Annotated in this window: 24 protein-coding genes; 11 read left to right on the top strand and 13 right to left on the bottom strand. The window is 60.6% G+C overall.

Features of this window, described 5'->3' with window-relative positions; genetic code table 11:
* Window positions 1-63: 63 nt before the first annotated feature.
* Both JOE29_RS03565 and JOE29_RS03560 read right to left on the bottom strand, forming a co-directional pair.
* Window positions 64-261, bottom strand: a complete 198-nt coding sequence (locus JOE29_RS03565) for a YbdD/YjiX family protein (RefSeq protein WP_003313802.1) — start codon at window positions 259-261, stop codon at window positions 64-66.
* Between the two features lie 27 nt (window positions 262-288).
* Entirely contained in the window at window positions 289-2,364 is a 2,076-nt protein-coding gene (locus JOE29_RS03560) for a carbon starvation CstA family protein (protein WP_004416062.1), read from the bottom strand.
* Between the two features lie 284 nt (window positions 2,365-2,648).
* Between JOE29_RS03560 and JOE29_RS03555 the strand changes: the two genes are divergently transcribed.
* A complete protein-coding gene (locus JOE29_RS03555; RefSeq protein ID WP_003313806.1) occupies window positions 2,649-3,023 on the top strand; it encodes a PilZ domain-containing protein in 375 nt (124 codons plus the stop codon).
* A gap of 14 nt (window positions 3,024-3,037) precedes the next feature.
* Here the strand turns inward: JOE29_RS03555 and radA are convergent, their stop codons facing one another.
* Window positions 3,038-4,405: a DNA repair protein RadA gene (gene radA / locus JOE29_RS03550; RefSeq protein WP_002555235.1), complete on the bottom strand. Its 1,368-nt coding sequence runs from the start codon at window positions 4,403-4,405 to the stop codon at window positions 3,038-3,040.
* A gap of 196 nt (window positions 4,406-4,601) precedes the next feature.
* On the opposite strand from radA, the gene mscL reads away from it, so the two are divergent.
* On the top strand, window positions 4,602-5,048 hold the full coding sequence (gene mscL, locus JOE29_RS03545) for a large-conductance mechanosensitive channel protein MscL (RefSeq protein ID WP_003313807.1): 447 nt from the start codon (window positions 4,602-4,604) through the stop codon (window positions 5,046-5,048).
* A 313-nt stretch (window positions 5,049-5,361) separates the two neighbouring features.
* On the opposite strand, the gene JOE29_RS03540 is transcribed toward mscL, so the two are convergent.
* Window positions 5,362-6,138 (bottom strand): ferredoxin--NADP reductase, encoded by a 777-nt coding sequence (locus JOE29_RS03540; protein ID WP_003424640.1) that lies wholly within the window; start codon window positions 6,136-6,138, stop codon window positions 5,362-5,364.
* 336 nt (window positions 6,139-6,474) lie between these two features.
* On the opposite strand from JOE29_RS03540, the gene JOE29_RS03535 reads away from it, so the two are divergent.
* Together JOE29_RS03535 and JOE29_RS03530 are read left to right on the top strand one after the other, a co-directional pair.
* Window positions 6,475-6,708 carry a helix-turn-helix transcriptional regulator gene (locus JOE29_RS03535; RefSeq protein WP_003340758.1) on the top strand — a complete coding sequence of 78 codons (234 nt, stop codon included), beginning with the start codon at window positions 6,475-6,477 and terminating at the stop codon, window positions 6,706-6,708.
* A gap of 130 nt (window positions 6,709-6,838) precedes the next feature.
* Entirely contained in the window at window positions 6,839-7,963 is a 1,125-nt protein-coding gene (locus JOE29_RS03530) for a methyltransferase (protein WP_210078798.1), read from the top strand.
* A gap of 92 nt (window positions 7,964-8,055) precedes the next feature.
* Here JOE29_RS03530 and JOE29_RS03525 read toward each other — a convergent pair whose 3' ends face one another.
* The 6 genes from JOE29_RS03525 to JOE29_RS03500 form a co-directional block, all read right to left on the bottom strand.
* The gene (locus JOE29_RS03525) at window positions 8,056-8,223 is read right to left on the bottom strand and encodes a DUF2474 domain-containing protein (RefSeq protein ID WP_002555239.1); all 168 of its coding nucleotides are present in this window, start codon (window positions 8,221-8,223) and stop codon (window positions 8,056-8,058) included.
* Between the two features lie 21 nt (window positions 8,224-8,244).
* Window positions 8,245-9,252: a cytochrome d ubiquinol oxidase subunit II gene (gene cydB / locus JOE29_RS03520; RefSeq protein ID WP_003424642.1), complete on the bottom strand. Its 1,008-nt coding sequence runs from the start codon at window positions 9,250-9,252 to the stop codon at window positions 8,245-8,247.
* A gap of 3 nt (window positions 9,253-9,255) precedes the next feature.
* Window positions 9,256-10,695 carry a cytochrome ubiquinol oxidase subunit I gene (locus JOE29_RS03515; RefSeq protein WP_003396216.1) on the bottom strand — a complete coding sequence of 480 codons (1,440 nt, stop codon included), beginning with the start codon at window positions 10,693-10,695 and terminating at the stop codon, window positions 9,256-9,258.
* A 422-nt stretch (window positions 10,696-11,117) separates the two neighbouring features.
* Window positions 11,118-13,319, bottom strand: a complete 2,202-nt coding sequence (locus tag JOE29_RS03510; RefSeq protein WP_003424644.1) for a xanthine dehydrogenase family protein molybdopterin-binding subunit — start codon at window positions 13,317-13,319, stop codon at window positions 11,118-11,120.
* Window positions 13,316-14,305 carry a xanthine dehydrogenase family protein subunit M gene (locus JOE29_RS03505; protein WP_058447267.1) on the bottom strand — a complete coding sequence of 330 codons (990 nt, stop codon included), beginning with the start codon at window positions 14,303-14,305 and terminating at the stop codon, window positions 13,316-13,318. Before JOE29_RS03505 ends, JOE29_RS03510 begins: the two co-directional genes overlap by 4 nt.
* Entirely contained in the window at window positions 14,302-14,832 is a 531-nt protein-coding gene (locus tag JOE29_RS03500) for a (2Fe-2S)-binding protein (RefSeq protein ID WP_003368718.1), read from the bottom strand. The genes JOE29_RS03505 and JOE29_RS03500 overlap by 4 nt, the downstream gene beginning before the upstream one ends.
* Before the next feature lie 265 nt (window positions 14,833-15,097).
* On the opposite strand from JOE29_RS03500, the gene JOE29_RS03495 reads away from it, so the two are divergent.
* The 5 genes from JOE29_RS03495 (at window position 15,098) to JOE29_RS03475 (ending at window position 21,182) form a co-directional block, all read left to right on the top strand.
* Window positions 15,098-16,393: an NCS2 family permease gene (locus JOE29_RS03495; protein WP_003396212.1), complete on the top strand. Its 1,296-nt coding sequence runs from the start codon at window positions 15,098-15,100 to the stop codon at window positions 16,391-16,393.
* Window positions 16,390-17,475, top strand: a complete 1,086-nt coding sequence (gene trmA / locus JOE29_RS03490) for a tRNA (uridine(54)-C5)-methyltransferase TrmA (protein WP_003399943.1) — start codon at window positions 16,390-16,392, stop codon at window positions 17,473-17,475. The genes JOE29_RS03495 and trmA overlap by 4 nt, the downstream gene beginning before the upstream one ends.
* Window positions 17,476-17,829: 354 nt before the next feature.
* Entirely contained in the window at window positions 17,830-19,116 is a 1,287-nt protein-coding gene (locus tag JOE29_RS03485) for an MFS transporter (RefSeq protein ID WP_044312294.1), read from the top strand.
* 178 nt (window positions 19,117-19,294) lie between these two features.
* Window positions 19,295-20,188 (top strand): neutral zinc metallopeptidase, encoded by an 894-nt coding sequence (locus JOE29_RS03480; RefSeq protein WP_010435328.1) that lies wholly within the window; start codon window positions 19,295-19,297, stop codon window positions 20,186-20,188.
* Between the two features lie 4 nt (window positions 20,189-20,192).
* The gene (locus JOE29_RS03475) at window positions 20,193-21,182 is read left to right on the top strand and encodes a hypothetical protein (RefSeq protein ID WP_003313828.1); all 990 of its coding nucleotides are present in this window, start codon (window positions 20,193-20,195) and stop codon (window positions 21,180-21,182) included.
* Window positions 21,183-21,464: 282 nt separating this feature from the next.
* Here JOE29_RS03475 and JOE29_RS03470 read toward each other — a convergent pair whose 3' ends face one another.
* The 3 genes from JOE29_RS03470 to JOE29_RS03460 all read right to left on the bottom strand — a co-directional run bounded on the left by JOE29_RS03470 (window position 21,465) and on the right by JOE29_RS03460 (window position 23,630).
* A complete protein-coding gene (locus tag JOE29_RS03470) occupies window positions 21,465-22,055 on the bottom strand; it encodes an HAD family hydrolase (protein WP_201418515.1) in 591 nt (196 codons plus the stop codon).
* Window positions 22,052-22,921 (bottom strand): acyl-CoA thioesterase II, encoded by an 870-nt coding sequence (gene tesB, locus JOE29_RS03465; RefSeq protein ID WP_003313830.1) that lies wholly within the window; start codon window positions 22,919-22,921, stop codon window positions 22,052-22,054. The genes JOE29_RS03470 and tesB overlap by 4 nt, the downstream gene beginning before the upstream one ends.
* A 139-nt stretch (window positions 22,922-23,060) precedes the next feature.
* Entirely contained in the window at window positions 23,061-23,630 is a 570-nt protein-coding gene (locus tag JOE29_RS03460) for a GNAT family N-acetyltransferase (RefSeq protein WP_003313831.1), read from the bottom strand.
* 120 nt (window positions 23,631-23,750) lie between these two features.
* Here JOE29_RS03460 and JOE29_RS03455 point away from each other — a divergent pair, with 120 nt between their 5' ends.
* Together JOE29_RS03455 and JOE29_RS03450 are read left to right on the top strand one after the other, a co-directional pair.
* The gene (locus JOE29_RS03455) at window positions 23,751-24,668 is read left to right on the top strand and encodes a histone deacetylase (protein WP_003313832.1); all 918 of its coding nucleotides are present in this window, start codon (window positions 23,751-23,753) and stop codon (window positions 24,666-24,668) included.
* A gap of 105 nt (window positions 24,669-24,773) precedes the next feature.
* On the top strand, window positions 24,774-26,012 hold the full coding sequence (locus tag JOE29_RS03450) for a TIGR03862 family flavoprotein (protein ID WP_044312189.1): 1,239 nt from the start codon (window positions 24,774-24,776) through the stop codon (window positions 26,010-26,012).
* The last annotated feature ends 86 nt before the right edge of the window (window positions 26,013-26,098 follow it).

Below are 26,098 nucleotides of genomic sequence, written 5' to 3'. Positions count from 1 at the left end.
GAAAACGCGCCACAGGTGATGGCCTGCGGCGCGTCGGATCAAACCATAACGCAGATCAGCGGATCAACAGCACTTCGGACCGGCCTTACCGCCGTAACGGGCCTCTTGCCGCTCCCGAAAGAACTGCTCGTAGGTCATCACCGGCTTGTCCGGATGAGTGTTCTGCATGTGCTCGACATAGGTGTCGTAGTCCGGCATGCCCACCATCAGGCGCGCAGCCTGACCGAGATATTTGCCGAGGCGACTCAGGTCATTGAACATGGGCAAATCCTCTGTGGGTAACCATCATCACACCTGCGACGCTGGCGGCATGGCCTGGAACGGAGCTTCCTTGTCGGTGCGCTCCTTGGTGCTCCAGGCCGCACGGCCGACTTTAATGGCGTAGAACAGAATGCTGACCACCACGAACAGGAACAATATGGTCAGCCCGGCGTTGGTGTAAGCGTTGAAGATAACGTGCTGCATCTGGTCCATGGTTTTGGCCGGGGCCAGAATCTGACCGGCATCGGCCGCCGCGCTGTATTTCTTGGCCAGAGCCAGGAAACCTACCGCAGGGTTGGCGTCGAACAGCTTGATCAAACCAGCGGTCACGGTGCAGATCAGTAGCCAGACAGCGGGCAGCATGGTCACCCAGACATAGCGCTGACGCTTCATCTTGATCAGCACCACGCTGGCCAGCATCAGAGCGATACCGGCAAGCATCTGGTTGGAGATACCGAACAGCGGCCACAGGGTATTGATGCCGCCCAGCGGATCGATCACGCCCTGATAGAGCAGATAGCCCCACAGTGCCACGCAACCGCCGGTACCGATGGCGTTGGCCGTCCACGACTCGGTGCGCTTCAGGGCCGGAACGAAGCTGCCCAGCAAGTCCTGCAGCATGAAGCGTCCGGCACGTGTACCGGCGTCGACGGCGGTCAGGATGAACAGCGCCTCGAACAGAATCGCAAAGTGGTACCAGAACGCCATGGTGTTTTCACCCGGCAGCACCTGATGAAGGATCTGCGCGATACCGACGGCCAGCGTCGGAGCACCACCGGCACGGGCCAGAACAGTGTTTTCACCGATGTCTTTCGCGACAGCGGTCAGTTGCTCCGGCGTGATGGCAAAGCCCCAGCTGGACACGGTCTGCGCAACGGTCACCACGTCACTGCCGACCACCGCAGCCGGGCTGTTCATGGCGAAGTACACACCTGGCTCGATCACCGAAGCGGCAACCATCGCCATGATGGCCACGAAGGACTCCATCAGCATGCCGCCGTAACCGATGTAACGGGCGTTCTTCTCGTTATCCAGCAGTTTGGGCGTCGTGCCCGACGAGATCAGTGCGTGGAAACCCGACACTGCACCGCAGGCAATGGTGATGAACAGGAACGGGAACAGTGCGCCCTTCCAGACCGGGCCTGTGCCGTTGGTGAACTGGGTCAGGGCCGGCATTTTCAGCTCGGGCGCCAGAATCAGGATGCCGATCGCCAGTGCCAGAATGGTGCCGATTTTCAGGAAGGTCGACAGGTAGTCACGGGGCGCAAGCAGCAGCCAGACCGGCAGCATGGCCGCTACAAAGCCATAACCGACCAGCATCCAGGTGATCTGCACGCCGGTAAACGTGAACATCGGCCCCCAGGTCGGATCCGCCGCAACCATGCCGCCGACCCAGATGGAGCCGAGCAACAGAATGACGCCGACGATGGAGATTTCACCAATGCGTCCTGGACGGATGTAGCGCATATAAATGCCCATGAACATCGCGATCGGGATCGTCGCCATGACCGTGAACATGCCCCACGGGCTCTCAGCCAGGGCCTTGACTACGATCAGCGCCAGCACCGCGAGGATGATGATCATGATCAGGAAACAGCCGAATAGTGCAATGGTGCCGGGAATACGGCCCATTTCCTCGCGGACCATATCGCCCAACGAGCGTCCGTCACGGCGCGTCGAAAGGAACAGGATCATGAAGTCCTGCACCGCACCGGCCAGCACCACGCCGGCAATCAGCCAGAGCGTACCGGGCAGATAGCCCATTTGCGCTGCCAGTACCGGGCCTACCAGCGGGCCTGCGCCAGCAATGGCTGCAAAGTGGTGACCGAAGAGGATGTGTTTGTTGGTCGGCACATAGTCCAGACCGTCGTTGTTGACCACCGCCGGTGTCGCGCGCAGCGGATCGATCTGCATGACGTGAGTGGCGATGAAAAGACTGTAGTAACGATAGGCAACCAGGTAGATAGCTACCGCGGCGACCACGATCCACAAGGCGTTGATCGCCTCTCCGCGACGCAAGGCCACGACCCCAAGGGCACATGCCCCGACAATTGCGACGATGAGCCAGGGAACATGGCGCATCAGACTATTATTATTTTTCATTTTTTTATTCCAGCAGAGTTGACTAGAAGGCAAGCCATGCGAGTTTAGCGCCGGATCAGCGAAAGACCACCCCCAACCAAGGTCTAGGTCGAAATTTGATCAATTGCGGCAGATACCCGGCATAGAGGGCTGGAATGGCCTCGACAGATGGCGTTCCGATCACAAAACAGCGATGCAGAACTGTTCTGCAATTGCTTTCCGGTCTATCGTGCATGGACAACAGAATCGATCAGATAACGACCTGCCCGCTGACTCCGGTGGCGGTCACCAAGAGAGTTCATTCGATGACCGACTCACCCGAAGATCGCCGTCGTTTCAAACGCATTGCCTTTGATGCCAAGACCGATCTGAAGCAAGGCGACAAAAGCTGGAAAGTGCAACTGGTCGACCTGTCCCTCAAAGGGTTGCTGATCGACCGGCCTGATCCGTGGAACGGTGATCAGACGCAGCCCTTTGAAGTCGACATCATTCTGAGCAACGATGCCCATGTGAAAATGGATGTCGAAATCACCCATGACAACAACCGGCAACTGGGATTCGTTTGCCGGCACATTGGGCTGGAGTCAATCAGCCACCTTAGGCGGCTGGTCGAATTGAACCTCGGAGACCCCGAGGAACTGGATCGGGAACTGGCAGCCTTGATCGAACTGCAGGAATAATCCTCAGGGCGAGGTCACTCGAACAGCGCATCGAGGGCCTGTTCAAGTCGCGTAACGGCAATGATCTGCAAGCCGGGCGGCGCTTCTTTCGGCGCGTTGCCCTTGGGCACGATGGCGCGCTTGAAGCCGTGCTTGGCGGCCTCCTTGAGGCGCTCCTGGCCGCTGGGCACCGGCCTGACTTCACCGGAAAGCCCCACCTCACCGAACACCAGCAAGTCATGCGGCAGCGGGCGATTGCGCAGGCTGGACATCACCGCTGCCATCAAGGCCAGGTCGGAGGCGGTTTCCAGCACTTTCACACCGCCTACCACGTTGAGGAACACGTCCTGATCGTGAGTAGGAATGCCACCGTGGCGATGCAGGACTGCCAGCAGCATGGCCAGACGATTCTGATCCAGTCCCAGCGTTACGCGGCGCGGGTTGGACATGTGACTGTCGTCTACCAGCGCCTGCACTTCCACCAGCATCGGTCGCGTGCCTTCCCAGGTGGCCATGACCACACTGCCCGGCACTTCTTCCTGCGCACGAGTGAGAAAGATCGCCGACGGGTTGGAGACTTCTTTCAGGCCCTTGTCGGTCATGCCGAACACGCCCAGCTCATTGACCGCGCCAAAGCGGTTCTTCACCGCTCGTAACAGGCGCAGGCGACCGTCCGACTCGCCCTCGAAATACAGCACGGTGTCGACCATGTGCTCAAGCACACGCGGACCGGCCAGGGCGCCTTCCTTGGTGACGTGGCCGACCAAGAAGATCGCCGTGCCGCTCTGCTTGGCGTAACGCACCAGCAAGGCGGCGCTTTCACGAACCTGCGACACGCCGCCAGGGGCCGACTGCAGCTGTTCGGTGAAAATCGTCTGGATCGAATCGATCACCATCACCTTGGGCTTCTCGACCTTGGCGGTGGCAATGATGGTCTCGATGCAGGTTTCGGTCATGACCCGCAGCTTGTCCTGCGGCAGGCCCAGGCGCCGGGCGCGCATGGCGACCTGCTGCTGGGATTCCTCACCGGTGACATACAGCGCAGGCATGCGCTGGGCGATGTTGCACAGCGTCTGCAAGAGGATTGTGGACTTGCCGATGCCGGGGTCGCCGCCAATCAGCACCACCGAACCGTCAACCAGACCGCCGCCGAGTACCCTGTCCAGCTCGGTGGAGTTGGTGGAGAAGCGCGGGATTTCTTCGACGCTGACCTCCGCCAGGGTCCTGATCTGCGCCTGCGAACCGGTCCAGCCAGTACGCCCGGTGGGCGGCGCGGCGGCACCGCTTTCAATCATGGTTTCGACCAGTGTGTTCCAGGCACCGCATTCGCTGCACTGGCCCGCCCACTTGGGAAATGTCGCGCCGCACTCGGTGCAGCCGTACAAGCGTTTGGCCTTGGCCATCACAACCCCAGTCGTTAGAAAACGCCCATGATAACGCAGGTTGCAACACCTGCCAGTCGCTGGGCGACGACTGCTTTTGAAAACCGGATAAAACTTACATGGACGACTCCGGTCGATTGAATGTGGCACGGGCGGCAACAGTACGTCTGGGCTACACTAATCCGGATCAAATTTATCTGCTACAAGGAATTACCCCATGAGCGTGCTTAAGGAATTCAAGGCATTCGCGGTCAAAGGCAACGTAGTTGATATGGCCGTCGGTATTATCATTGGCGCGGCATTCGGCAAGATCGTTTCCTCGTTCGTCGGCGATGTCATCATGCCGCCGCTGGGCCTGCTGATTGGTGGCGTGGACTTCAGCGACCTGGCCGTCACCCTGCGCCCCGCACAAGGGACTGCACCTGCGGTACTGCTGGCGTACGGCAAGTTCATCCAGACCGTCCTCGACTTCATCATCGTCGCGTTCGCGATCTTCATGGGCGTCAAGGCCATCAACCGCCTGAAACGCGAAGAAGCCAAGGCACCTACCCTGCCGCCAACACCCTCCAAAGAAGAAGTCCTGCTGGGCGAGATACGCGACCTGCTCAAAGAGCAGAGCAAACCGGCAGCGCCCATTACCGTGGATCCTGCGCGTACGCTTTGATTGAGTAAGGCCTGCACCTGCAGGCCATCGGCCCTAACCATGATGGCACTGACGACGCAAATTGCGACGTAAGTGACAGGACGAAGTCGGGCCGGAAACGGAGCGAAAGGCTTTGGTCACTTTGGCCCCATCAAAGTGACTCGCCGAGGGGCGAAAAGGTGACCTGAGCCGACCCCCTATTTACCTGACATCAAAAAACCGCTGTGTGACGCGGAGCGTCACGAACTGCATGCCGAAGCGGAGCGTGAGGAGAGATAGTTATGTGACTGTCGTGCCAATGCTCGGCACGACAGCCATCGTTAGCCGCCAACCCTCACCAATACGTCTCAACCGCCACCTGCCCAGGCTTGCGTGACAGGCTCAAGCGCATCTCGCGCTGCTTGAGAATCGCCCGAGTGTCATCGATCATCTGCGGATTGCCGCACAGCATCACCCGCGAATGCTCCGGCGTGAGAGCAATGCCGGCCGCGCGCTCCAGCTCCCCGTTTTCGATCAACTGCGTGATACGTCCATTCAATGCGCCCGGATGCTGCTCGCGGGTCACCGTGGCCAGAAACAGAAACTTGTCCGCGTATTCAGCCAAGTACTCACGCTGCATCAGTTCGGCAATCAACTGCTGATAAGCCAGCTCGCGCGACTCACGAACGCTGTACACCAGAATCACCCGCTCGAACTTCTCCCAGACCTCGAAATCCTGAAGGATCGACAGAAACGGTGCGACACCCGTCCCTGTGGATAACAGCCAGAGATCGCGCCCATCGACAAAGCGATCCAGGGTCAGATAACCAAACGCCTGCTTTTCCACCAACAGACTGTCACCCTCACGCAAGCGGCTCAACTCGCTGGTGAACTCGCCATCCGGCACCACGATGGAAAAGAACTCCAGAAACTCGTCATGCGGAGAAGAAACCATCGAGTAGGCACGCCATACCACCGTGCCGTCGGCCTTGGTCACCCCGAGACGCGCAAACTGTCCGGCACGAAAGCGAAAACCGGGATCACGCGTGGTGCGCAGGGTAAACAGGTTCGCGGTCAGCGGCGTGACACGCTGCAGTGTCTGTCGGGTGAATTTGTCGTCACTGACGGTCATGGTGCGCTTTGAACTCCTGAATATGGAAAGCAGAGCCCAGTGTCCCGCAAAGCAGGCTCGATAAACACCGGCTATTTGTGATGGATTACCCGGCAACGGGCTCTGCCGCTTAGAGTATTTGGTTCTTGGATCAGCCCTTGCAGGGTCGAACGTCCACAGAGCCGATTACCCCGACCCTTCTCGCGCGGGGGTTTCAGCCGACAGCCCCGAAACACACTGCCAAGTGCCATCAGCCCATCCGTCCGGCTGATCCGCAGCCTGACGGATTGCGGTCTATTTGTTCCTAGACTGGATAAACACCCAGCAAGGTCTGTACACGTACTGCAAGGAGGCTACATGAACACAATGGACATAAATTTCTCACAGCCCTCGCCAGCAAAAAACCTGACTCAGAGAGAAATCGAAGTCCTCAAATGGTCCGCTGAAGGCAAAACAGCTGGCGACATCGCAATGATCCTCTGCCTGAAGGAGCGCACCATTCACTTCCACATTGCCAGCGCCATTCAAAAAATGGGCGTTTGCAACAAGACGGCTGCCGCCGTACAAGCCGCACTCAGCGGGATGTTCTGACAAAACGGGCAATCACCGCGTAATCAGACAGGTATCGAAACGAAAAAATACGTAAAATCGTCTGTCTCAGCGAGCCCACCTGTCATCGGGCTCACTGACATACCTTCGATTGCACAGAGTTCTCCCGCCAATGCCCCTGCTCATCAGTCCCTTCGCTGAACTTGATCTCATTCGCCAACCCGAGCAACAGGATGAGCCCCTGCAGGCCTTCGATGCCGCTGACGAGTACCTGCTCAATCATGTTGCACAAACAGGGCTGAGCCTGCCAAGCCGGGTTCTGGTGCTCAATGACAGTTTCGGCGCGCTGGCGGCAAGTCTCGCGCCGCATGCCACGGTGATCAGCAGTACCGACTCGTTTCTGGCGGCACAGGCGCTGGAAAAGAATCTGGCGCGCAACGGCATGAGCTACGACGCAGTACCGCACATTCCGGCCAGCGAAGCGTTGCAGGGGCCATTCGACTGGGTGCTGATTCGTGTGCCCAAGACCCTGGCGCTGCTCGAGGAGCAACTGATACGCCTGCAAGGCCAGCTGGCCCCCGGCGCACGGGTTATCGCTGCAGCAATGGTCAAGCATTTGCCGCGTTCGGCTGGCGACTTGCTGGAGGAATATGTCGGACCGGTCCAGGCCTCGCTGGCAGTGAAAAAAGCCAGGCTGTTGTTTGCCACGCCACAGCCTATGGAAGTGCGGAGCTCGCCCTACCCGACGCGCTACCGGCTGGATGAACCGGCCATCGAACTGCTCAACCATGCCAATGTGTTCTGCCGCGACGGGCTAGACATCGGCACCCGCGCTTTCCTGCCGCATCTGCCAAAAAATCTTGGCACGGCACGGGTCGCGGACCTGGGTTGCGGTAACGGCGTACTGGCCATCGCCAGTGCGCTGGACAACCCGCAGGCGCACTACACGCTGGTCGACGAGTCGTTCATGGCCGTGCAATCGGCAGCCGAGAACTGGCAAGCGACGCTGGGTGATCGCGACGTACGGATTCAAGCAGGCGACGGTCTGGAGATGCAGGAGCCTGATTCGCTGGATGTGGTGCTGTGCAACCCGCCCTTCCACCAGCAACAAGTGGTCGGCGACTTTCTTGCCTGGCGGATGTTTCTTCAGGCCCGGGCCGCACTGGTGACTGGCGGGGCGCTGTACATCGTCGGCAATCGCCACCTGGGTTATCACACCAAGCTGTCGCGCTTGTTCCGCGGCGTCGAACAAGTCGCCGCTACGCCGAAATTCGTGATCCTGAAAGCCCGCAAGTAACCCACGCCCACGGCACAAAAAAAGACCCCCTTGCCACGCGAGTGGCAAGAGGGTCGCAAAACGTGTCCGCAGACACGAACGGGAATTCAGTATCAGTGTGTCGTCAGGCCCGCTGCGCTCATGAACATGCGCATCAGGCTGGCCACGATGAACAGCGCGAATACGCTGCCCGCCCAGATTCCGACCAGCCAGGCCAGTCGTTGCCAGAGCGGCTTGCTCAGCGCCGGATCAGGATCGTGCATGGAATTTTTACCAGACATCGTCATTCTCCTCGGTTCGGACTAGTGATAACCGTCTGCAGCCGTCACCTTGCCGCGGAACACGTAATAGCTCCAGAAGGTGTAGCCCAGGATGAACGGAATGATGAACAGCGTGCCCACCAGCATGAAGCCCTGGCTCTGCGGCGGCGCGGCGGCGGTCCAGATCGATACCGAAGGCGGGATGATGTTTGGCCACAGACTGATGCCCAGACCGCTGTAACCCAGGAAGATCAGCAACAGGGTCAGCAGAAACGGCGTGTAGTGGGCATTGCGGGCCACCGCCTTGAACAGACCATACATGGTCACCAGCACCAGAATCGGTACCGGCATGAACCAGAACAGGTTGGGCATGCTGAACCAGCGATGCGCGATATCAGCGTGGGCCAGCGGCGTCCACAGGCTGACCACGCCCATGACCGCGAGCACCGCAAGGGCCAGAGGACGCGCCAGATCATGCATCGCCTTCTGCAGCGAGCCTTCGGTTTTCATGATCAGCCAAGTGCAGCCCAGCAGCGCATAGGCGACGATCAAGGCCAGCCCGCAGAACATCGGGAACGGCGCGAGCCAGTCCAGCGAGCCCCCGGCAAACTGGCGATCGACCACCGGAATACCTTCAATGTAGGTACCCAGCGCCACGCCCTGGAAGAAGGTCGCAGCCAGCGAGCCGCCAATGAACGCCTTGTCCCACCAGTGGCGCTTCAGTTCGGTCGCCTTGAAGCGGAACTCGAATGCCACGCCACGGAAAATCAGGCCCATGAGCATGAACATCAGCGGCAGGTACAGCGCAGACAGGACCACCGAGTAGGCCAGCGGGAATGCACCGAACAGTGCCGCACCGCCCAGCACCAGCCAGGTTTCGTTGCCGTCCCAGACCGGCGCGACGGTGTTCATCATCACATCGCGGTCGGAACTGTCTTTCATGAACGGGAAGAGAATCCCGATACCCAGATCGAAGCCGTCCATCACCACGTACATCATGATGCCGAAGACGATGATGATGGCCCAGATCAGCGGAAGATCGATACCCATGGCTTAAATCCCCTTGCCGTGACGGTCAAGATTGTCGCCATCTTCTTCGCCTTCAACAGCGGCGGAGAGCGGACGGGCCGGTGTACGTTGCTGGCCGGGACCACCGTGAGGCACATGTTCGACATAGGCCTTCGGCCCTTTGCGAACCAGACGCATCATGTAGCCAAGGCCTGTGCCGAAGAGCACGAAGTAGACGACCACGAACAGCACGAGGGTGATGCTCATCTGCGCCACGCTGTGCCCGGACGAAGCATCGGCGGTACGCATCAGGCCGTACACGACCCACGGCTGACGGCCGATTTCGGTGGTGAACCAGCCGGCGAGAATCGCGATCAGGCCAGACGGCCCCATCCACAACGCCAGGTACAGGAACGGACGCGAGTTATATAGCGTGCCGCGCTTGCGCAGCCACAGGCTCCACAGGCCGGTGAAGATCATCAGCATGCCAAGGGCGACCATGACCCGGAACGACCAGAACACGATCGTCGAATTAGGGCGATCCTCGGGCTTGAACTCCTTGAGCGCAGGCACCTGCTTGTCGAGACTGTGGGTCAGGATCAGGCTGCCCAGGTACGGAATTTCCACCGCGTACTTGGTTCGTTCTTCCTTCATGTCGGGAATGCCGAACAGGATAAGCGGGGTCGGTTCGTCACCGACGTTCTCCCAGTGACCTTCGATGGCCGCAATCTTCGCAGGCTGATGCTTGAGCGTATTCAGACCGTGGAAGTCACCGACGACAGCCTGGACAGGCGCGACCAGCAGGGCCATCCACATGGCCATCGAGAGCATCTTGCGCACCGCAGGTGTGTCGCGGCCCCGCAACAGGTGCCAGGCGGCCGACGAACCGACGAAGAACGCCGTCGCCACGAACGCGGCAATGGCCATGTGCGTCAGGCGATAAGGGAACGACGGGTTGAAGACCACGGCGAACCAGTCAGTGGGAATGATCCGACCGTCGATGATCTCGAACCCTTGCGGCGTCTGCATCCAGCTGTTGGACGACAAAATCCAGAAGGTGGAGATCAGCGTGCCGATGGCAACCATTACCGTGGAGAAGAAGTGCAGTCTGCGGCCGACACGGTTCCAGCCGAACAGCATCACACCGAGGAAGCCCGCTTCCAGGAAGAACGCGGTCAGTACCTCGTAGGTCAGCAGCGGCCCGGTCACAGCACCTGCGAAGTCTGAGAAGCGGCTCCAGTTGGTGCCGAACTGGTAGGCCATGACAAGCCCGGAAACCACGCCCATGCCGAAGTTGACTGCAAAAATCTTCGACCAGAAGTGGTACAGGTCACGGTAGACGTCATCGCGGGTCTTCAGCCACAGACCTTCGAGCACAGCCAGGTAACTTGCCAGACCGATGGTGATGGCAGGAAACAGGATGTGGAACGAAATCGTGAATGCGAACTGAATCCGGGCGAGATCTATAGCCTCTAAACCGAACATAAGATGTTCCTCTCTCAGATGAAACGTGCTGCCGGCCACAAGCCAACAGCGATTGCCCCCACGGTAATGAGTGCTTGTGTTTCTTTATTCTGGCGTTTCCAAAAGCGAAAACGCTGGTCGATGCACTGATCATTGCCTTAACGCAATGACGCAGATCAATCGACCATCAAAGAGTAGTCCTGTTCAGCCATTAAAGTTGTGTGGTCTATTGTCGCGTGGCGGTTTGTCTCACCTGCAGAGCAAGTGCAGACGCGGAGCCCTTCCGGACACCTATCGTTCCTCACGCTCCGAGTGAGAATGCAGCTCGTGACGCTGCGCGTCACATCTGCGCCGCGCCGCCTGCACAAGAGGACGCAGAGCGCCACCCACTGCATGCCAATGCAGAGCATTGGCACGATAGGCAGTTGGCTGTGCGTTTACTGTTACAACAGCTTATCCAGCGTGATCGGAAACTCGCGGATCCGTTTGCCGGTGGCGTGATAGATCGCGTTGGCAATCGCTGCCGGTACACCCACGATGCCGATCTCGCCGACGCCCTTGGAACCCAGCGCGTTGACGATGTCGTCGTGCTCTTCGACAAACAGCACGTCGATATCACCAATGTCAGCGTTCACCGGGATGTGGTACTCGGCCAGGCTGTGGTTCATCGGACGGCCCAGGTCGTGGTCAAGCATCGCCTCTTCCTGAAGCGCCATGCCCATGCCCCAGACAACGCCACCCAGAATCTGACTGCGCGCCATTTTCGGGTTCACGACCCTGCCCGCTGCGACGGCACTGACCACACGATTGACCTTGATAGTGCCCAGATCCTCGTCGACCAGCACTTCGACGAACACCGCCGAGTGCGTGGCTGCCGCATAGGCTTCGCGCTTCTTGTCCGGCTCGGCGTCGACTTGCACCTCAATGACACCATGGGCCTGAGACGCTGCCAGTTCAGCCATCGATAGCGCCTGATCGCCGACATACAGCTTGCCCGCTTCGAAGCGCACCTCGTCCGGCGTCACAGAAGCGAATTGCGGATGCAGCCCTTTGGCAACTTCCAGTACCTGACGCTGCAACGCCTGGCAGGCCTGTTGCACTGCAGTACCGACTGAAGACACCGTGAACGAGCCGCCCTGCAACGGCGCAGTCGGCAACGAAGAGTCGCCCAACAGGAAGCTGACGTTATCCACCTCGATACCCGACGACTCTGCAGCGATCTGCGTCATGACGGTATAAGTGCCGGTGCCGATGTCGGTGGTAGCACTGCTGACCACCAGCTTGCCGTCCGCTTGCAGGCGCGCCTTGGCGCTGGCCTTCATCTGCATGGCCTCCCAGACACCACCCGCCATGCCCCAGCCGACCAACTGACGGCCCTGACGCATGCTGCGGGGCTCAGGGTTGCGGCTGGACCAGCCAAAGCGTTCGGCACCCTGGGCGTAGCATTCGCGCAATTCCTTGCTCGAATACGGCTTGTCTTCGTTGCCGTTGCGCTCGGCGTAGTTGGTCAGGCGCAGGCGCACCGGGTCGATGGCCAAGGCGTAAGCCAGTTCGTCCATGGCGCATTCCAGGCCGATCATGCCCAGGGCAGCACCGGGCGCACGCATGTCGAGCGGCGTAAAGACGTCCAGCGGGACCAGTTTGTAGGTCAACTGCACGTTGTCGCAGTGGTAGAGCATGCCGCTCCACTCCACGACGTGCTCGCTGAAGTCCTCGAAACGCGAAGTCTGCCCGATGGCCTCATGACCGACCGCCAGCAAACGACCGTTGGCAGCCGCGCCCAGACGCAGGCGCTGAACAGTGCGCGGGCGATAACCGAAGGTGAACATCTGCTGCCGGGTCAGAGTCAAGCGCACGGAGCGCTTGAGGTGCAGTGCAGCCATCACCGCCAGCGGCAACTGATACTGCGGGCGCAGGCCAGAACCGAAAGCACCACCGACAAAGGCGGCCAGCACACGGATCTTGTCCTTTTCCAGGCCGAAGACCTTGTGCAGGTAGTCCTGACAGTTTTGCGTGCCTTGGGTCTTGTCGTGAATCTGCAAGCTGCCGTCGGCCTGATACAGGACGGTCGATGCATGCGGTTCCATCGGGTTGTGGTATTCGCTGGGCGTGCTGTACGTCACGTCCACGCTCAACGCCGAGCTGGCAAGTTCACCTTCGAAGTTGCCACGCGGCGGCGGCAATTCGGCAGGCGCTTTGTAGGCCGTATCGAGCATGGCCTGCAAATCGGTCTGGTGCTCCTGCTGCTCGTATTCGATACGCACCAGCGAGCCGGCGTGCCGCGCCAGCTCCAGCGTATCGGCGACGACCAGCGCGAGTGGTTGGCCGCTGTACATCACGTTGTCGTTGTAAAAAGGACGAAACGGCGAACCGTCGGCCGAATCGGCGTCCTCATAGTTTTCGTCGTAACTGGCCAGCCACGGACGATTGGTGTGGTCAATGACAGCGACCACACCCGGAACCTTCAACGCTTCGCTTGTATCGATGCTGGCGACGCGACCGTTGGCGATGGTGCTGGAGACCACGCTGCCATACAGCAACCCTTCTTCAGGGTATTCGCCGGCGTAACGTGCGCCACCGGTCACTTTCAATCGGCCGTCGACGCGGTCCACAGGCTTGCCCATTGGCGAAAATGGCTGGTTCATTGGGCGCTCCCTCCTGTTGCGGCATCGCTCAAGGCACGGATGATCGCGCGGCGGGCCAGTCTGACTTTGAAACCGTTGTGCTCCAGAGGCTGGGCATCTTCAAGCATGGCGTCTGCGGCAGCGGCGAAGTTTTCGCGGGTGACCGGCTTGCCGACCAACAGTGCCTCGACCGCTTTGTCGCGCCACGGCTTGTGCGCGACACCGCCCAATGCCAGACGCACGTCGCGAATCACGTCGCCGTCCAGATCGATGGCGGCAGCCACCGATATCAGGGCAAACGCGTAGGACGCACGGTCGCGGATCTTCAGATAAGCGTTGTGGCTGACAAAGCCGTTTGCAGGCAGCTCGACGGCGACAATCAACTCATCGTCAGCCAACTGATTGTCACGTTGCGGCGCATCACCCGGCAGGCGATGGAAATCCGCGAACTCGATAGTGCGGCGACCGGCACGTCCCTGAACGTGCACCACGGCCTCCAGCGCAGCGAGTGCCACGCACATGTCGGACGGGTGAGTCGCGACGCAGTCCTCGCTGGCACCAAGGATCGCGTGAATGCGATTAAGGCCCGTGCGCGCCGGGCAGCCACTGCCCGGCTCGCGCTTATTGCACGGCACGCCGGTGTCATAGAAGTAATAGCAGCGGGTGCGTTGCAGCAGGTTGCCGCCGGTACTGGCCATGTTGCGCAGCTGCGGCGAAGCACCGGCCAGCACCGCTTTGCTCAACAGCGGGTAACGCGCCTCGATCAGCGGGTGGTAGGCCAGGTCGGCGTTGCTGACCAACGCACCGATCATCACACCGCCCGAGGCGGTCTCACTGATATCCCTTAAAGGCAGGCCAGTGATGTCGATCAGGTGCTCGGGCGTGGCGACGTTTTCTTTCATCAGGTCAAGCAGATTGGTGCCGCCCGCAATGAAACGCGTGGCCGGTCCGCTCAGGTTGACCGCCGCAGTGATGTCGGTCGGCTTGCTGTAGGTAAACGGATTCATGCATTCACCTCCGGCTTCGGCGCTGCATTGTGGAACTGCGGCAGCGCCTCTTCGACGGCGGCGAGGATATTGCTGTAGGCACCGCAGCGGCACAGGTTACCGCTCATCAGTTCCTGAATCTCGGCACGCGTGCTGGCGCGCCCCTCATTGGCAAGCCCGACTGCCGAGCAGATTTGCCCGGGCGTGCAGTAGCCGCACTGGAACGCATCGTTCTTGATGAACGCCTGCTGCATGGGGTGCAACTGGTCGCCATCGGCCAGGCCTTCAATGGTGGTCAGCTCGGCGCCGTCACACATGATCGCCAGCGTCAGGCAGGCATTGATGCGCGTGCCGTCGCGCAGTACGGTACACGCACCGCACTGGCCGTGGTCGCAGCCTTTCTTGGTGCCGACCAGATCGAGCTGATCGCGCAGCAGGTCAAGCAAGGTGGTCCAGGGCAGCACATCCAGTTGGCGGAGCTGTCCGTTCAGGGTCAGGGAAATCGCGTGGGTGGCGAAGTCCTGGGGGTTCGGGGTCGTTGCACTCATGGAAACCTCACGGTAGGCGGTCACTTAGCGCACTTTTTATGCGTCTTAAGGGGTGGGACTTCGCGAGGTTTGCAACGTTCAGGCTTTCTTGATGAGCGTACTTGTCATCGAAAGGCCGTCATCCACAGGCAGCCATCCCGCCAAGCTGCTGGTATGATGCGCGGCTTTTTCCGACCCGCAAAAATCAAACGGGCTGCCCTGCAGTCTGTGCATTGCTGTTGGAGTCGATCATTCACGACGCGCGCCGCGTCACGGAGAGCCAGACATGCTGGAAAGGCTGTTTCAACTCAAGGCACACAACACCAACGTGCGAACCGAGATTCTTGCGGGCGTCACGACTTTCCTGGCGATGGCTTACATCCTGTTCGTCAACCCGAGCATCCTCGGCGAAACCGGCATGGACAAGGGCGCGGTATTCGTCGCCACCTGCCTGGCAGCGGCCATCGGCTCGACGGTGATGGGCCTGATCGCCAACTACCCGATCGCCCTGGCACCGGGCATGGGCCTGAACGCCTTCTTTACCTACACCGTGGTCCTGCACATGGGCCACAGCTGGCAGGTAGCGCTGGGCGCGGTGTTCATTTCAGCGGTGATGTTCTTCATCCTGTCGATCTTCCGCATCCGTGAATGGATCATCAACAGCATTCCCCTGCCCCTGCGTTCGGCGATTGCGGCCGGTATCGGCCTGTTCCTGGCGCTGATCGCCCTGCATAACGCCGGAATCGTGGTCAGCAACCCGGCGACCATGGTCGGCATGGGCGATCTCAAGCAGCCAGCCCCGGTACTGGCGACGCTGGGCTTCTTTCTGATCGTGGCCCTGGACTACCTCAAGGTTCGCGGCGCCGTGCTGATCGGCATCCTCGCGGTGACCCTGGTGTCTATCGCCCTGGGCTTCTCGCCGTTTGGCGGTGTGGTGTCGATGCCGCCTTCGCTGGCACCGACCTTCATGCAACTGGACATCATGGGTGCGCTGGACGTCGGTCTGGTCAGCATCATCTTCGCCTTCCTGTTCGTCGACATCTTCGACAACTCCGGCACCCTGATCGGCGTGGCCAAACGCGCCGGGCTGATGGGCAAGGACGGGCACATGCCGAAGATGGGCCGTGCGCTGATCGCCGACAGTACTGCCGCGATGGCCGGCTCACTGCTGGGCACCTCGACCACCACCAGCTACATTGAGTCGGCTGCGGGCGTCAGCGCCGGTGGCCGCACAGGTCTGACTGCCGTGGTGGTCGCCGTGCTGTTTCTGCTGGCGCTGTTCTTCGCTCCACTGGCCGGCAGCGTGCCCGCCTTCGCGACCGCACCCGCGCTGCTGTTCGTCGCCGTGTTGATGGCGTCCGGCATGGCGGAAATCGACTGGGATGACATCACGGTCGCAGCGCCAGTAGTCATCACTGCTCTGGCCATGCCATTCACCTACTCCATCGCCAACGGCATTGCCTTTGGCTTCATTTCCTGGACAGCGATCAAGCTGCTGTCGGGACGCTGGCGCGAGCTGAATTCGGCGCTGGTGATCCTGTCGATCCTGTTCGTGATCAAGCTGGGCTGGTTCAACGCATGAGTGTTCCCTTCGACCCTGCGAGCTACGACCGTCAGCTCGAAGAAAAAACCGTCCGCCTGCGCGAGTTGCTGGCGCCGTTCGATGCACCCGAGCCGCAGGTGTTCGACTCGCCACGCGAACACTATCGGTTGCGCGCCGAGTTCCGCCTGTGGCGCGAAGACCAGAAGCGCTACTACGCGATGTTCGCGCCGGGCGACAACAGGACACCGATCCTGCTCGAAGGCCTGCCGATCGCCAGCGAGCGCATCAACGCGCTGATGCCGGTGCTGCGCGAGCGCTGGGAAGCCAGCCCGACGTTGAACCACAAGCTGTTTCAGGTGGACTTCCTGACCACGCTGGCAGGCGACGCGATGATTACCCTGTGCTATCACCGCCCGCTGGACGCCGAATGGCAGGCCGCAGCCGAGCAACTGGCCGCCGAACTGGACGTCAGCCTGATTGGCCGTTCCAAGGGTCAGAAGCTGGTCATCGGCCATGATTACGTGACCGAGAAGCTCGACGTGGCTGGCCGCACCTTCAGCTACCGGCAACCGGAAGGCGCTTTCACCCAGCCCAACGGCACGGTGAACGGCAAGATGCTCAACTGGGCCTTCGATGCGCTGGGCGAGCGGCAGGACGACCTGTTGGAGCTGTATTGCGGCAATGGCAACTTCACCCTGCCGCTGGCCACCCGCGTGCGCAAGGTGCTGGCGACCGAAATCAGCAAGACCTCGGTCAATGCGGCGCTAAGCAACCTGGATGACAACGGCGTGGACAACGTCACGCTGGTGCGCCTGTCCGCCGAAGAACTGACCGAAGCCCTGAACGAAGTGCGCCCGTTCCGCCGTCTGCACGGTGTGGACTTGAAGAGCTACGATTTCGGCAGCGTGTTCGTCGACCCGCCCCGCGCCGGCATGGACCCGGACACCTGCGAACTGACCCGGCGCTTCGAGCGCATTCTGTACATATCCTGCAACCCGGAAACCCTGGCTGCCAACATCGCCCAACTGCACGACACCCACCGGGTCGAGCGCTGCGCACTGTTCGATCAGTTTCCGTACACCCACCACATGGAATCGGGTGTGCTGCTGGTTAGGCGCTGAGGCCCCTCTGACTGACTATCTTGCCGACGCTCTGGACGCTTCGCGTCCTATCCTGAACATGCGGCGCGGCGCAGATCTGTGACGCAGAGCGTCGAGAACTGCATTCACACGCTGGAGCGTGAGGAACGATAATCCGACTATCGTGCGGCGCTCTGCGTCGCATGCCTTTCTGGACGCTCTGCGTCCTCTTGCGACGCGGAGCGTCGTGAAATGCATTCCCACTGGAGCGTGAGGAACGAGAGTTCTTTCATGCCCGTCAACTGCGAAACTGTCAGAATATTTATTAGCTTCCTATCGATACGCTGGGGTATAAACCAAAAACCTGAATCAGCTGCTTCAATGGGATCCTTTTTCTTGAGCTCCGAGTCTTCCGCGCCTTCTGCCCCGGTCAAGTTGTCCAGCCAGCCCGGTTTCGTCAGTTTTATCCTCTCGCGTCTGATGGCCGTGTTTGCCATGCAGATTCAGGCGGTGGTCGTTGCCTGGCAGGTTTATGACATGACCCGCGAGCCAATGGCGCTGGCCTATGTGGGTCTTGCTCAGTTCATTCCCATGTTGCTGCTGTTGATGCCTGCCGGGGATCTGATCGACCGCTACAACCGCAAGATCATCCTGATGCTCAGTTGGGGGGTGCAGGCGATCTGTGGCGTCATTCTGCTGGTGTTCTCGGCGCTGAAGCTGCAAGACCTGCGGCTGATCTACGGCGCGCTGATGCTGTACGGCTGCGCCCGCGCCTTTACCGGTCCGGCGCTGCAAAGCCTGTTGCCGCAGATTGTCCCGCGCGACCAACTGGCCTCGGCCATCGCCACCAACAGCGTGATCATGCGCTGTTCGACCGTCGGTGGCCCGCTGATCGGTGGCTATCTGTACTGGCTGGGCGGCGCAGAGCTGACGTATTCGGTCTGCGTCGCAGCATTCATTGCCGGCATCCTGTTTCTGGCCCCCGTGGCAACGCCCTTTGCCGGTAAACCGGTGGAACTGGGCTCCAGCGCCTGGGGCCGGTTCACCGCTGGTATTGCCTTCATTCGCTCGCGGCCGATCATCCTTGGCACCATTTCGCTGGACCTGTTCGCCGTGCTGCTCGGCGGCGTGGTGGCGCTGCTGCCGATCTACGCCCATGAAGTGCTGCACCTCGGGCCGCAAGGGCTGGGCATGTTGCGTGCGTCGATGAGCCTGGGTGAACTGGGCGTCGGCATTTACCTGAGCATGCGCCCGTTGCAGCGCAACGTCGGCATGACCATGTTTCTCGCCGTCGGCCTGTTCGGCGTAGCGAATCTGGTGTTTGCACTGTCGACCCTGTTCTGGCTGTCGTGCCTGGCCCTGCTGATTGCGGGCGCGGCGGACATGGTCAGCGTATTCATCCGTTCGGCGCTGGTGCAGTTCTCGACGCCGGACAACATGCGCGGCCGGGTCAATGCGGTGAACATGCTGTTCATTGGCTCCTCCAACGAGCTGGGCGAGTTCCGCGCAGGCACCAGCGCCTCGCTGGTCGGCGCAATCCCTGCCGCAATTATGGGGGGTGTCTGCACGCTGGGCGTGGTCGGCGCCTGGATGACGGGCTTCAAATCGTTGCGCCAGGTCGACCGTTTTGCCGACGCCTCGCCGCCGGACGTGCTCAACGCGCAGCCCGTGAAACAGGCCTGACAGCGGCAGGTTTCAGCAAAACACAGCCACGGCACAGCTTGCGCGAACCAATCAGTCCCGTTACACCTCTATACCCTCGCATTCTGCACACGACGCTGGCCGGAACGCCGGAACGCCGGACTGGCGTATTCGCGTATCAGCAGCGACACTCATTGCACGAAAAGAAGAGGGATCCGACATGCTCTGGAAAAAAGGCCGACGCAGCGACAACGTAGTCGATGCGCGCGATGGCGGCAGCAGTGGCGGTGGTGGCGGTGGCATGCGCATCGGCGGCAAAGGGCTGGGTATCGGCGGCATCGTGATCATCGTCGCCATCGGCCTGCTGACAGGCCAGGACCCGATGCAGATTCTCGGGCAACTGACCGGTCAAGTGACCGAGCAGAGCGCCCCGCCCAGCGCGCAAACGCGTGAAGCGCCGCCGGCCAACGACCAGCAGGCCGAATTCGTGCGCAGCATCCTTGGCGATACCGAAGACACCTGGCGCGCCGTATTCGCCCAGAACGGTCGCGAATACAAGGACCCTACGCTGGTGCTGTTCAGCGGCCAGGTCAACTCCGCCTGCGGTCGCGCCACTTCGGCAACCGGTCCGTTCTATTGCCCGGCTGACCAGCAGGTCTACCTGGACATGGAGTTCTTCCGTGAAATGGCCCAGCGCTTTTCCGCCGCTGGCGACTTCGCTCAGGCTTACGTGATCGCCCACGAAGTCGGGCACCATGTGCAGACCCTGCTGGGCATTTCCGCCAAGGTCGACAAGGCTCGCCAGTCCGGGCAGAAAATGGAAGGTGCCAACGGTTTACTGGTCCGCCAGGAGCTGCAAGCGGACTGCTTTGCCGGTGTTTGGGCCTACAACGCACAAAATCGTTTGAACTGGCTCGAGCCGGGTGATATTGAAGAAGCATTGAACGCGGCCAACGCTATCGGCGATGATCGCTTGCAACAGCAAAGCAGTGGTCGAGTCGCCCCAGACTCCTTCACTCACGGCACGTCTGCACAGCGTGTACGCTGGTTCAAGGCAGGCTTTGCCCAAGGTCAAATCAATCAATGCGATACATTCGCCGCCAAGAGTCTCTGAGCACATGATTAAACCGCTTCTGGTCCTGTTGTTGAGCACTGCCTTCGTGAGCCTCGGGGCGCATGCCGAGGATCAAGCGGTCAATTCCATCAGCCCGGATCGCCTCGCCATCAATGGTGCCGAGGCGACCCTCGGGTTGAGCCAGGAGTGGGTACATCCCAAGCCGAAGATCGAACGCGTGGTGATCGTCCTGCACGGTCGCCTGCGCAACGCGCAAACCTACCTGCGCAGCATCGAACGGGCGGCCAACCAGTCCCGAGAGCGCGGCAAGACCTTGCTGATCGCCCCGCAATTTCTGGATGAAAGGGATATCGTTGCGCACCACTTGCCTGACTCGATCCTGCGCTGGCGCCAGAACAGCTGGATGGAAGGCGCGACCTCCACCGATCCCAAGCCGGTCAGCTCGTTCCTGGTGCTGGACCACATCCTCAAGCGCCTGAGCGACAGCAAGCTGTTTCCCAACCTGAAGGAAATCGTCATTGCCGGGCACTCCGGTGGTGCGCAGGTGGTGCAGCGCTACGCGATGATCGGCGGCAAGGAAGACGCGCTGCTGCAACGTGAAGGGGTGAAGCTGCGCTACGTGATCGCCAATCCGTCGTCCTACGCTTACTTCGACGCGGAACGGCCTGAACCGGTAACCGCGCAAAGCTGCCCGAACTTCAACGACTGGAAATACGGCCTCAACAAGATGCCGTTCTACTCGGGCAAGGAAAAGCCGGCTGACATCGAAAAGAATTACGTGAAGCGCGACATCACTTACCTGATGGGCGAGCTGGACACCGACCGCAACCACCCGGCGCTGGACAAGACCTGTGCCGCCGAAGCGCAAGGCGCCTACCGCCTGATTCGTGGGCAGAACTACTTCAACTATCTGCAGAAGCGTCACCCGGAAGGGTTGAACCAGCGTTTGGTGATCGTGCCGAAAGTAGGCCACAACGGCGACGGGATCTTCACCTCACCGCAAGGCCAGGCGGTGCTGTTCAAGCCGTTTTGAGTGATCTGGATATAACTATCGTCCCCACGCTCCGCGTTCAGCGCTACATACAAGGTTTAGACCGCCTGGAATAAAGGGCTTCCAGGCTTCTGCCCAAAGGGCGTAGGAGCGAACCGGGCGACGCTTAGTTCGTTCGCAAAGACGGTGTTTCAGTCGATGCATTTTCGGCGCTTATACAGCCCCCTTCGCGAACAAGTTCGCTCCTACGGCCTTCGGCAAGAATCAAAAGCAGACTTGTGGATAACGATGAGCGCTCCGCATTGGCACGATAAACAGCTCAGATCATCCCAGCATCCCGCGCAGCACTGTGCAATCCTGCGCATGCCAGTCAGTCAGCTCTGGCCAGGGATTGTCTTTCAGGTTGACCAGAATGGTCTTGGCGCCCGCCGCACGGCCGCAGTTCAGGTCATGCATGTAGTCGCCGATCATGACCATCTTCTCCGGCTCGACACTCCAGCGAGTGGCCAGCTGCAGTAAGCCTGCCGGGTCCGGTTTTGGCGTCGCCTCGTCGCGGCCCAGCACATCCTCGACGGCAAAGCAGTCCTCCAGGCCGATAGCCTTCAAGGTGATATACGCCAGCTCCTGAGCGTTACGGGTGAGTATGCCCAGCTGATAGCCGCGCGCCGACAACTCGCGAACCAGTTCGACCGCGCCCTCGGCAGGCTGCGAAGCCAGAGCCAGCTCGCGTTCATGCTCCAGCAGCCAGGCGTGCTTGGCCGCCGATTCCTCAGCGGGCAACGCAGCAAGATGCCCAAGAATGTCGTCGTCCTGGGGGATGCCCAATTCACGTTTGATGGCCGGGAAGTCGTGGATAGGGACGGTCAAGGTACCGTCCATGTCGAATACCCAGTGCCGTATACCTTCGAGTGTCATGCCCAATCCTTACGATGGCGGATCAGCCCTTCCTGACTGACCGATGCGACCAATTGCCCGTCGCGGTTGAAGATACTGCCGCGCGAAAAGCCGCGCGAGTTGCCTGCCCAGGGGCTGTCCATCGCGTAGAGCAGCCAGTCATCGGTGCGCAGGTCGTTGTGGAACCACAGCGAATGGTCAAGGCTGGCAACCTGCATGTCGCGCTGCCAGACGGTTTTGCCGTGTGGCAGCAATGAGGTGGTCAGCAAGTTGAAGTCAGAGGCATAGGCGAGCATGTAACGATGCAGCGCCTGCACGTCCGAGAGGCTGCCATCGGCGCGGAACCACACGTATTTCACGGGCTCGCCGGGCTTGGGATCGTAGGGATCCTCGGAGGTCACCGGGCGGAACTGGATCGGCTTGGGGCGCAGAAACTTGTCGTGCATCGCTTCAGGAATCAGGTGCGCGCGGCGGGTCAGCAACTCCAGCTCGGACGGCAGGTCTTCCGGGCCGACAATCTGCGGCATCGTCGCCTGGTGCTCGAAGCCCTCTTCGTCGTACTGGAACGAAGCGCTGCAGGTAAAAATCGGCTTGCCCTTCTGAATGGCAGTGACGTGGCGCGTGCTGAAACTGCCGCCGTCACGTACGCGGTCCACCTGATAGACCACCGGCAAACCGGCATCGCCAGGACGCAGGAAGTAGCCGTGCAGCGAGTGAACATGACGGTCCTCTTCGACCGTCTGACTGGCGGCGGACAGCGACTGACCCAGCACCTGACCACCAAACAATTGGCGAAAGCCCAGATCCTGGCTATGCCCGCGGAACAGGTTTTCTTCAATCGCTTCCAGCGTCAGCAACTCAACCAGATCATCCAGCACTTGGCTCATTCTCATTCCTCTCGTACATCGACTTTGCACTGGTACGGCAACAGCAGTCGCTGCATTTTCCGACAGGCCTCGGGCCCATCCCACTGGAACGGAATGATACAGACTTAAGATGGTTGGCTTAATTCAATCTGCACCCTGATCAAGGCTTCAGCGTCTTGAGCCACTGCTCATGGCTGATCCGGTACAGCACGTGCGGCTTGAGCGGGTGGCCGTCCTCAAGGTTCGGGTGATCGAAACTGCCGGACTCATCCTGCTGCATACCGATTGCCTGCATCACCTTTTGTGACGGCTGATTATTGACCGCCGTGAACGACACGATCTCCTTCAGCTCCAGGCGCTCGAAACCACAGCCCAAGGCGGTCCAGGCCGCCTCGCTGGCAAAGCCCAGGCCCCAGTGGTCATAAGCCAGGCGCCAGCCGATCTCCACGGCCGGTGTAAAAGGCGCCTTGAAACCCACCACATGCAGCCCGGTAAAACCGATGAACTCGCCGGTGTCCTTGCGCTCCAGCGCCCAGAGCCCGAAACCCAGTTCGGCAAAATGACCCCGCAGCCGCCCGATCATGGCAGCACTTTCAAGGTGGCTCAGGGGCTTCGGAAAATAGCGCATGACGCGAGGGTCCGCACTCATCCGGGCGAACGCCGGCAAGTCATCGTCACGCCACTGCCGCATCCGCAGTCGGGCGCTATCAAGCTTGAGTATCGGTTCCATCGATTCTCCCGTGTCACGAGACATTAATGGGCTTCAGTGCAGCCGTCCGCTGCGCCACACAACTGGGCGTGCGGATACTTTACTGGCACTATCGGGCTTCGGCCCTTCAACGGACGCAAAATGTCCCTACCGCTTATCTACCACGAAGACTACAGCCCGGAATTCCCGGCGGATCATCGCTTCCCGATGGACAAGTTTCGTTTGTTGCGCGATTACTTGATCGACAGCGGCCTGACCAGTGACGTTCAATTAATGCGTCCCGAGTTGTGCCCGGCGGACATTCTGGCGCTGGCTCATGACCCTTCCTACATCAGCCGCTACCTTAGCGGTGATCTGTCGCGCGAAGACCAGCGGCGTCTCGGACTGCCGTGGAGCGAGGCTCTGGCACGCCGAACCATCCGTGCGGTAGGCGGCTCGCTGCTGACGGCCGAACAGGCTCTCAAGCATGGCCTGGCCTGCCATCTGGCGGGCGGCACCCACCATGCGCATTATGACTACCCGGCGGGTTTCTGCATTTTCAATGACCTGGCGGTGATCAGTCAGTACCTGCTGCAAAGCGGCCGCGTGGACAAGGTCCTGATCTTTGACTGCGATGTGCATCAGGGTGACGGCACGGCGCGCATTCTGGCCGATACCGAGGATGCCATTACCGTCTCGCTGCACTGCGAAAAGAACTTCCCGGCACGCAAGGCGCAGAGCGACTGGGACATCCCGCTGCCAATGGGCATGGGCGACGCCGACTACCTGAACGTGGTCGACGACCTGCTGAACTACCTGCTGCCGTTCTACAAGCCGGACCTGGTGCTGTACGACGCAGGCGTGGATGTCCACAAGGATGATGCGCTGGGCTATCTGCAGCTCACCGACCAGGGGCTGGCCAATCGCGACGAAGCGGTGCTGCGTCACTGCCTGAGTCGCGACATTCCGGTCATGGGCGTGATCGGCGGTGGCTACAGCAAGGACCGCCAGGCACTCGCAAGGCGCCACGGGATCCTCCATCACAGTGCGCAACGGGTCTGGAACGACATGGGCCTGTGACCCTGCGCGGTACTTCGCCTCAGTCGCAGCGCATGACGTGCGCCACACCTTGAAAGAACGCTCGGGTAGAATGCCCCACCCCTCTGCCATCGATCTTCGCTGACCATGACCGACCTCGCCTCCTCCGCTTCCCGAACCGTCGCCATCATCGGAGGCGGCCCTGCGGGGTTGATGGCAGCAGAAGTGTTGAGCCAGGCCGGACTGAGGGTCGACCTGTACGACGCCATGCCGTCGGTCGGGCGCAAGTTTCTGCTCGCCGGGGTGGGCGGTATGAATATCACCCACTCAGAGCCCTACCCGGCTTTTCTGGCGCGCTATGCCGAACGTTCGCCGATGATCGCACCGCTGTTGCGCGGCTTTGACGCTGATGCGCTGTGCCAGTGGATTCATGCACTAGGCATCGAGACCTTTGTCGGCAGCTCGGGGCGCGTGTTTCCCACAGACATGAAAGCCGCCCCCCTGCTACGCGCCTGGCTCAAGCGGCTGCGCGATGCCGGTGTCACGATTCATACGCGGCATCGCTGGTCGGGCTGGAACGCTGATGGCAGCCTGCGCATTACTCATGCTGACGGTGAACTGGCGATCAAGCCGGCAGCCACGTTGCTGGCGCTGGGCGGCGCCAGTTGGGCGCGGCTGGGGTCTGACGGGGCCTGGCTGCCATGGCTACAGGCAAGACAGGTCGAGGTTGCGCCTTTGCAGGCCGCCAACTGTGGTTTCGAGGTGAGCACCTGGAGCGACCTGCTGCGTGACAAGTTTGCCGGTGCGCCGCTGAAAAATATCGCGATGGGCCTGCATGGTCATGCCCTGCGCTTGGGCGAATGTGTGCTGACCGCGACGGGCGTGGAAGGCAGCCTGGTGTATGCGCTGTCGGCGCAGATTCGTGAACAGATCAACCTTCACGGTTCAGCGGTTGTGGATATCGATCTGCTGCCCGGCAAAGCGCTGACAGACATTCAAAAAGCCCTGAGCAAACCCCGCGGCTCGCGCTCGATGTCCAAGCATCTGCACAGCCAGTTGGGGCTGGACGGCGCCAAGGCAGCGCTGTTGCGCGAGCTTGCGCCTCGTGAAGCGTTTGCCGATCCGCAGCTGTTGAGCGAGGCCATCAAGGCGCTGCCACTGCCCCTGATCAAACCGCGCCCCATTGATGAGGCCATCAGCACCGCAGGGGGCGTTACCTTCGAGGCCATGGACGAGCGTCTGATGCTCAGGCAACTGCCCGGCGTATTCTGCGCCGGTGAAATGATCGACTGGGAAGCGCCGACCGGCGGCTACCTGCTGACCGCCTGCTTCGCCAGCGGCCGCGCTGCAGGGTTGGGGATGGTCGAGTGGCTGCAATCGCGCTGATCATGATCGTCGCCACGCTCCGCGCTTATCGTTATGTAAAAGTCCGCTTTTGATTCTGCCCGCAGGGCGTAGGAGCGAACCGGGCG

The organism is Pseudomonas sp. PvP009, from assembly GCF_017832995.1.
GTDB classification, from domain to species: domain Bacteria; phylum Pseudomonadota; class Gammaproteobacteria; order Pseudomonadales; family Pseudomonadaceae; genus Aquipseudomonas; species Aquipseudomonas syringae.
This window is presented reverse-complemented; position numbering and strand designations above follow the sequence as displayed.

Coding starts and splice junctions, on each gene's coding strand:
- JOE29_RS03565 (WP_003313802.1), bottom strand. CDS start 261: ATGTTCAATGACCTGAGTCGCCTCGGCAAATATCTCGGTCAGGCTGCG.
- JOE29_RS03560 (WP_004416062.1), bottom strand. CDS start 2,364: ATGAAAAATAATAATAGTCTGATGCGCCATGTTCCCTGGCTCATCGTC.
- JOE29_RS03555 (WP_003313806.1), top strand. CDS start 2,649: ATGACCGACTCACCCGAAGATCGCCGTCGTTTCAAACGCATTGCCTTT.
- radA (WP_002555235.1), bottom strand. CDS start 4,405: ATGGCCAAGGCCAAACGCTTGTACGGCTGCACCGAGTGCGGCGCGACA.
- mscL (WP_003313807.1), top strand. CDS start 4,602: ATGAGCGTGCTTAAGGAATTCAAGGCATTCGCGGTCAAAGGCAACGTA.
- JOE29_RS03540 (WP_003424640.1), bottom strand. CDS start 6,138: ATGACCGTCAGTGACGACAAATTCACCCGACAGACACTGCAGCGTGTC.
- JOE29_RS03535 (WP_003340758.1), top strand. CDS start 6,475: ATGAACACAATGGACATAAATTTCTCACAGCCCTCGCCAGCAAAAAAC.
- JOE29_RS03530 (WP_210078798.1), top strand. CDS start 6,839: ATGCCCCTGCTCATCAGTCCCTTCGCTGAACTTGATCTCATTCGCCAA.
- JOE29_RS03525 (WP_002555239.1), bottom strand. CDS start 8,223: ATGTCTGGTAAAAATTCCATGCACGATCCTGATCCGGCGCTGAGCAAG.
- cydB (WP_003424642.1), bottom strand. CDS start 9,252: ATGGGTATCGATCTTCCGCTGATCTGGGCCATCATCATCGTCTTCGGC.
- JOE29_RS03515 (WP_003396216.1), bottom strand. CDS start 10,695: ATGTTCGGTTTAGAGGCTATAGATCTCGCCCGGATTCAGTTCGCATTC.
- JOE29_RS03510 (WP_003424644.1), bottom strand. CDS start 13,319: ATGAACCAGCCATTTTCGCCAATGGGCAAGCCTGTGGACCGCGTCGAC.
- JOE29_RS03505 (WP_058447267.1), bottom strand. CDS start 14,305: ATGAATCCGTTTACCTACAGCAAGCCGACCGACATCACTGCGGCGGTC.
- JOE29_RS03500 (WP_003368718.1), bottom strand. CDS start 14,832: ATGAGTGCAACGACCCCGAACCCCCAGGACTTCGCCACCCACGCGATT.
- JOE29_RS03495 (WP_003396212.1), top strand. CDS start 15,098: ATGCTGGAAAGGCTGTTTCAACTCAAGGCACACAACACCAACGTGCGA.
- trmA (WP_003399943.1), top strand. CDS start 16,390: ATGAGTGTTCCCTTCGACCCTGCGAGCTACGACCGTCAGCTCGAAGAA.
- JOE29_RS03480 (WP_010435328.1), top strand. CDS start 19,295: ATGCTCTGGAAAAAAGGCCGACGCAGCGACAACGTAGTCGATGCGCGC.
- JOE29_RS03475 (WP_003313828.1), top strand. CDS start 20,193: ATGATTAAACCGCTTCTGGTCCTGTTGTTGAGCACTGCCTTCGTGAGC.
- JOE29_RS03470 (WP_201418515.1), bottom strand. CDS start 22,055: ATGACACTCGAAGGTATACGGCACTGGGTATTCGACATGGACGGTACC.
- tesB (WP_003313830.1), bottom strand. CDS start 22,921: ATGAGCCAAGTGCTGGATGATCTGGTTGAGTTGCTGACGCTGGAAGCG.
- JOE29_RS03460 (WP_003313831.1), bottom strand. CDS start 23,630: ATGGAACCGATACTCAAGCTTGATAGCGCCCGACTGCGGATGCGGCAG.
- JOE29_RS03455 (WP_003313832.1), top strand. CDS start 23,751: ATGTCCCTACCGCTTATCTACCACGAAGACTACAGCCCGGAATTCCCG.
- JOE29_RS03450 (WP_044312189.1), top strand. CDS start 24,774: ATGACCGACCTCGCCTCCTCCGCTTCCCGAACCGTCGCCATCATCGGA.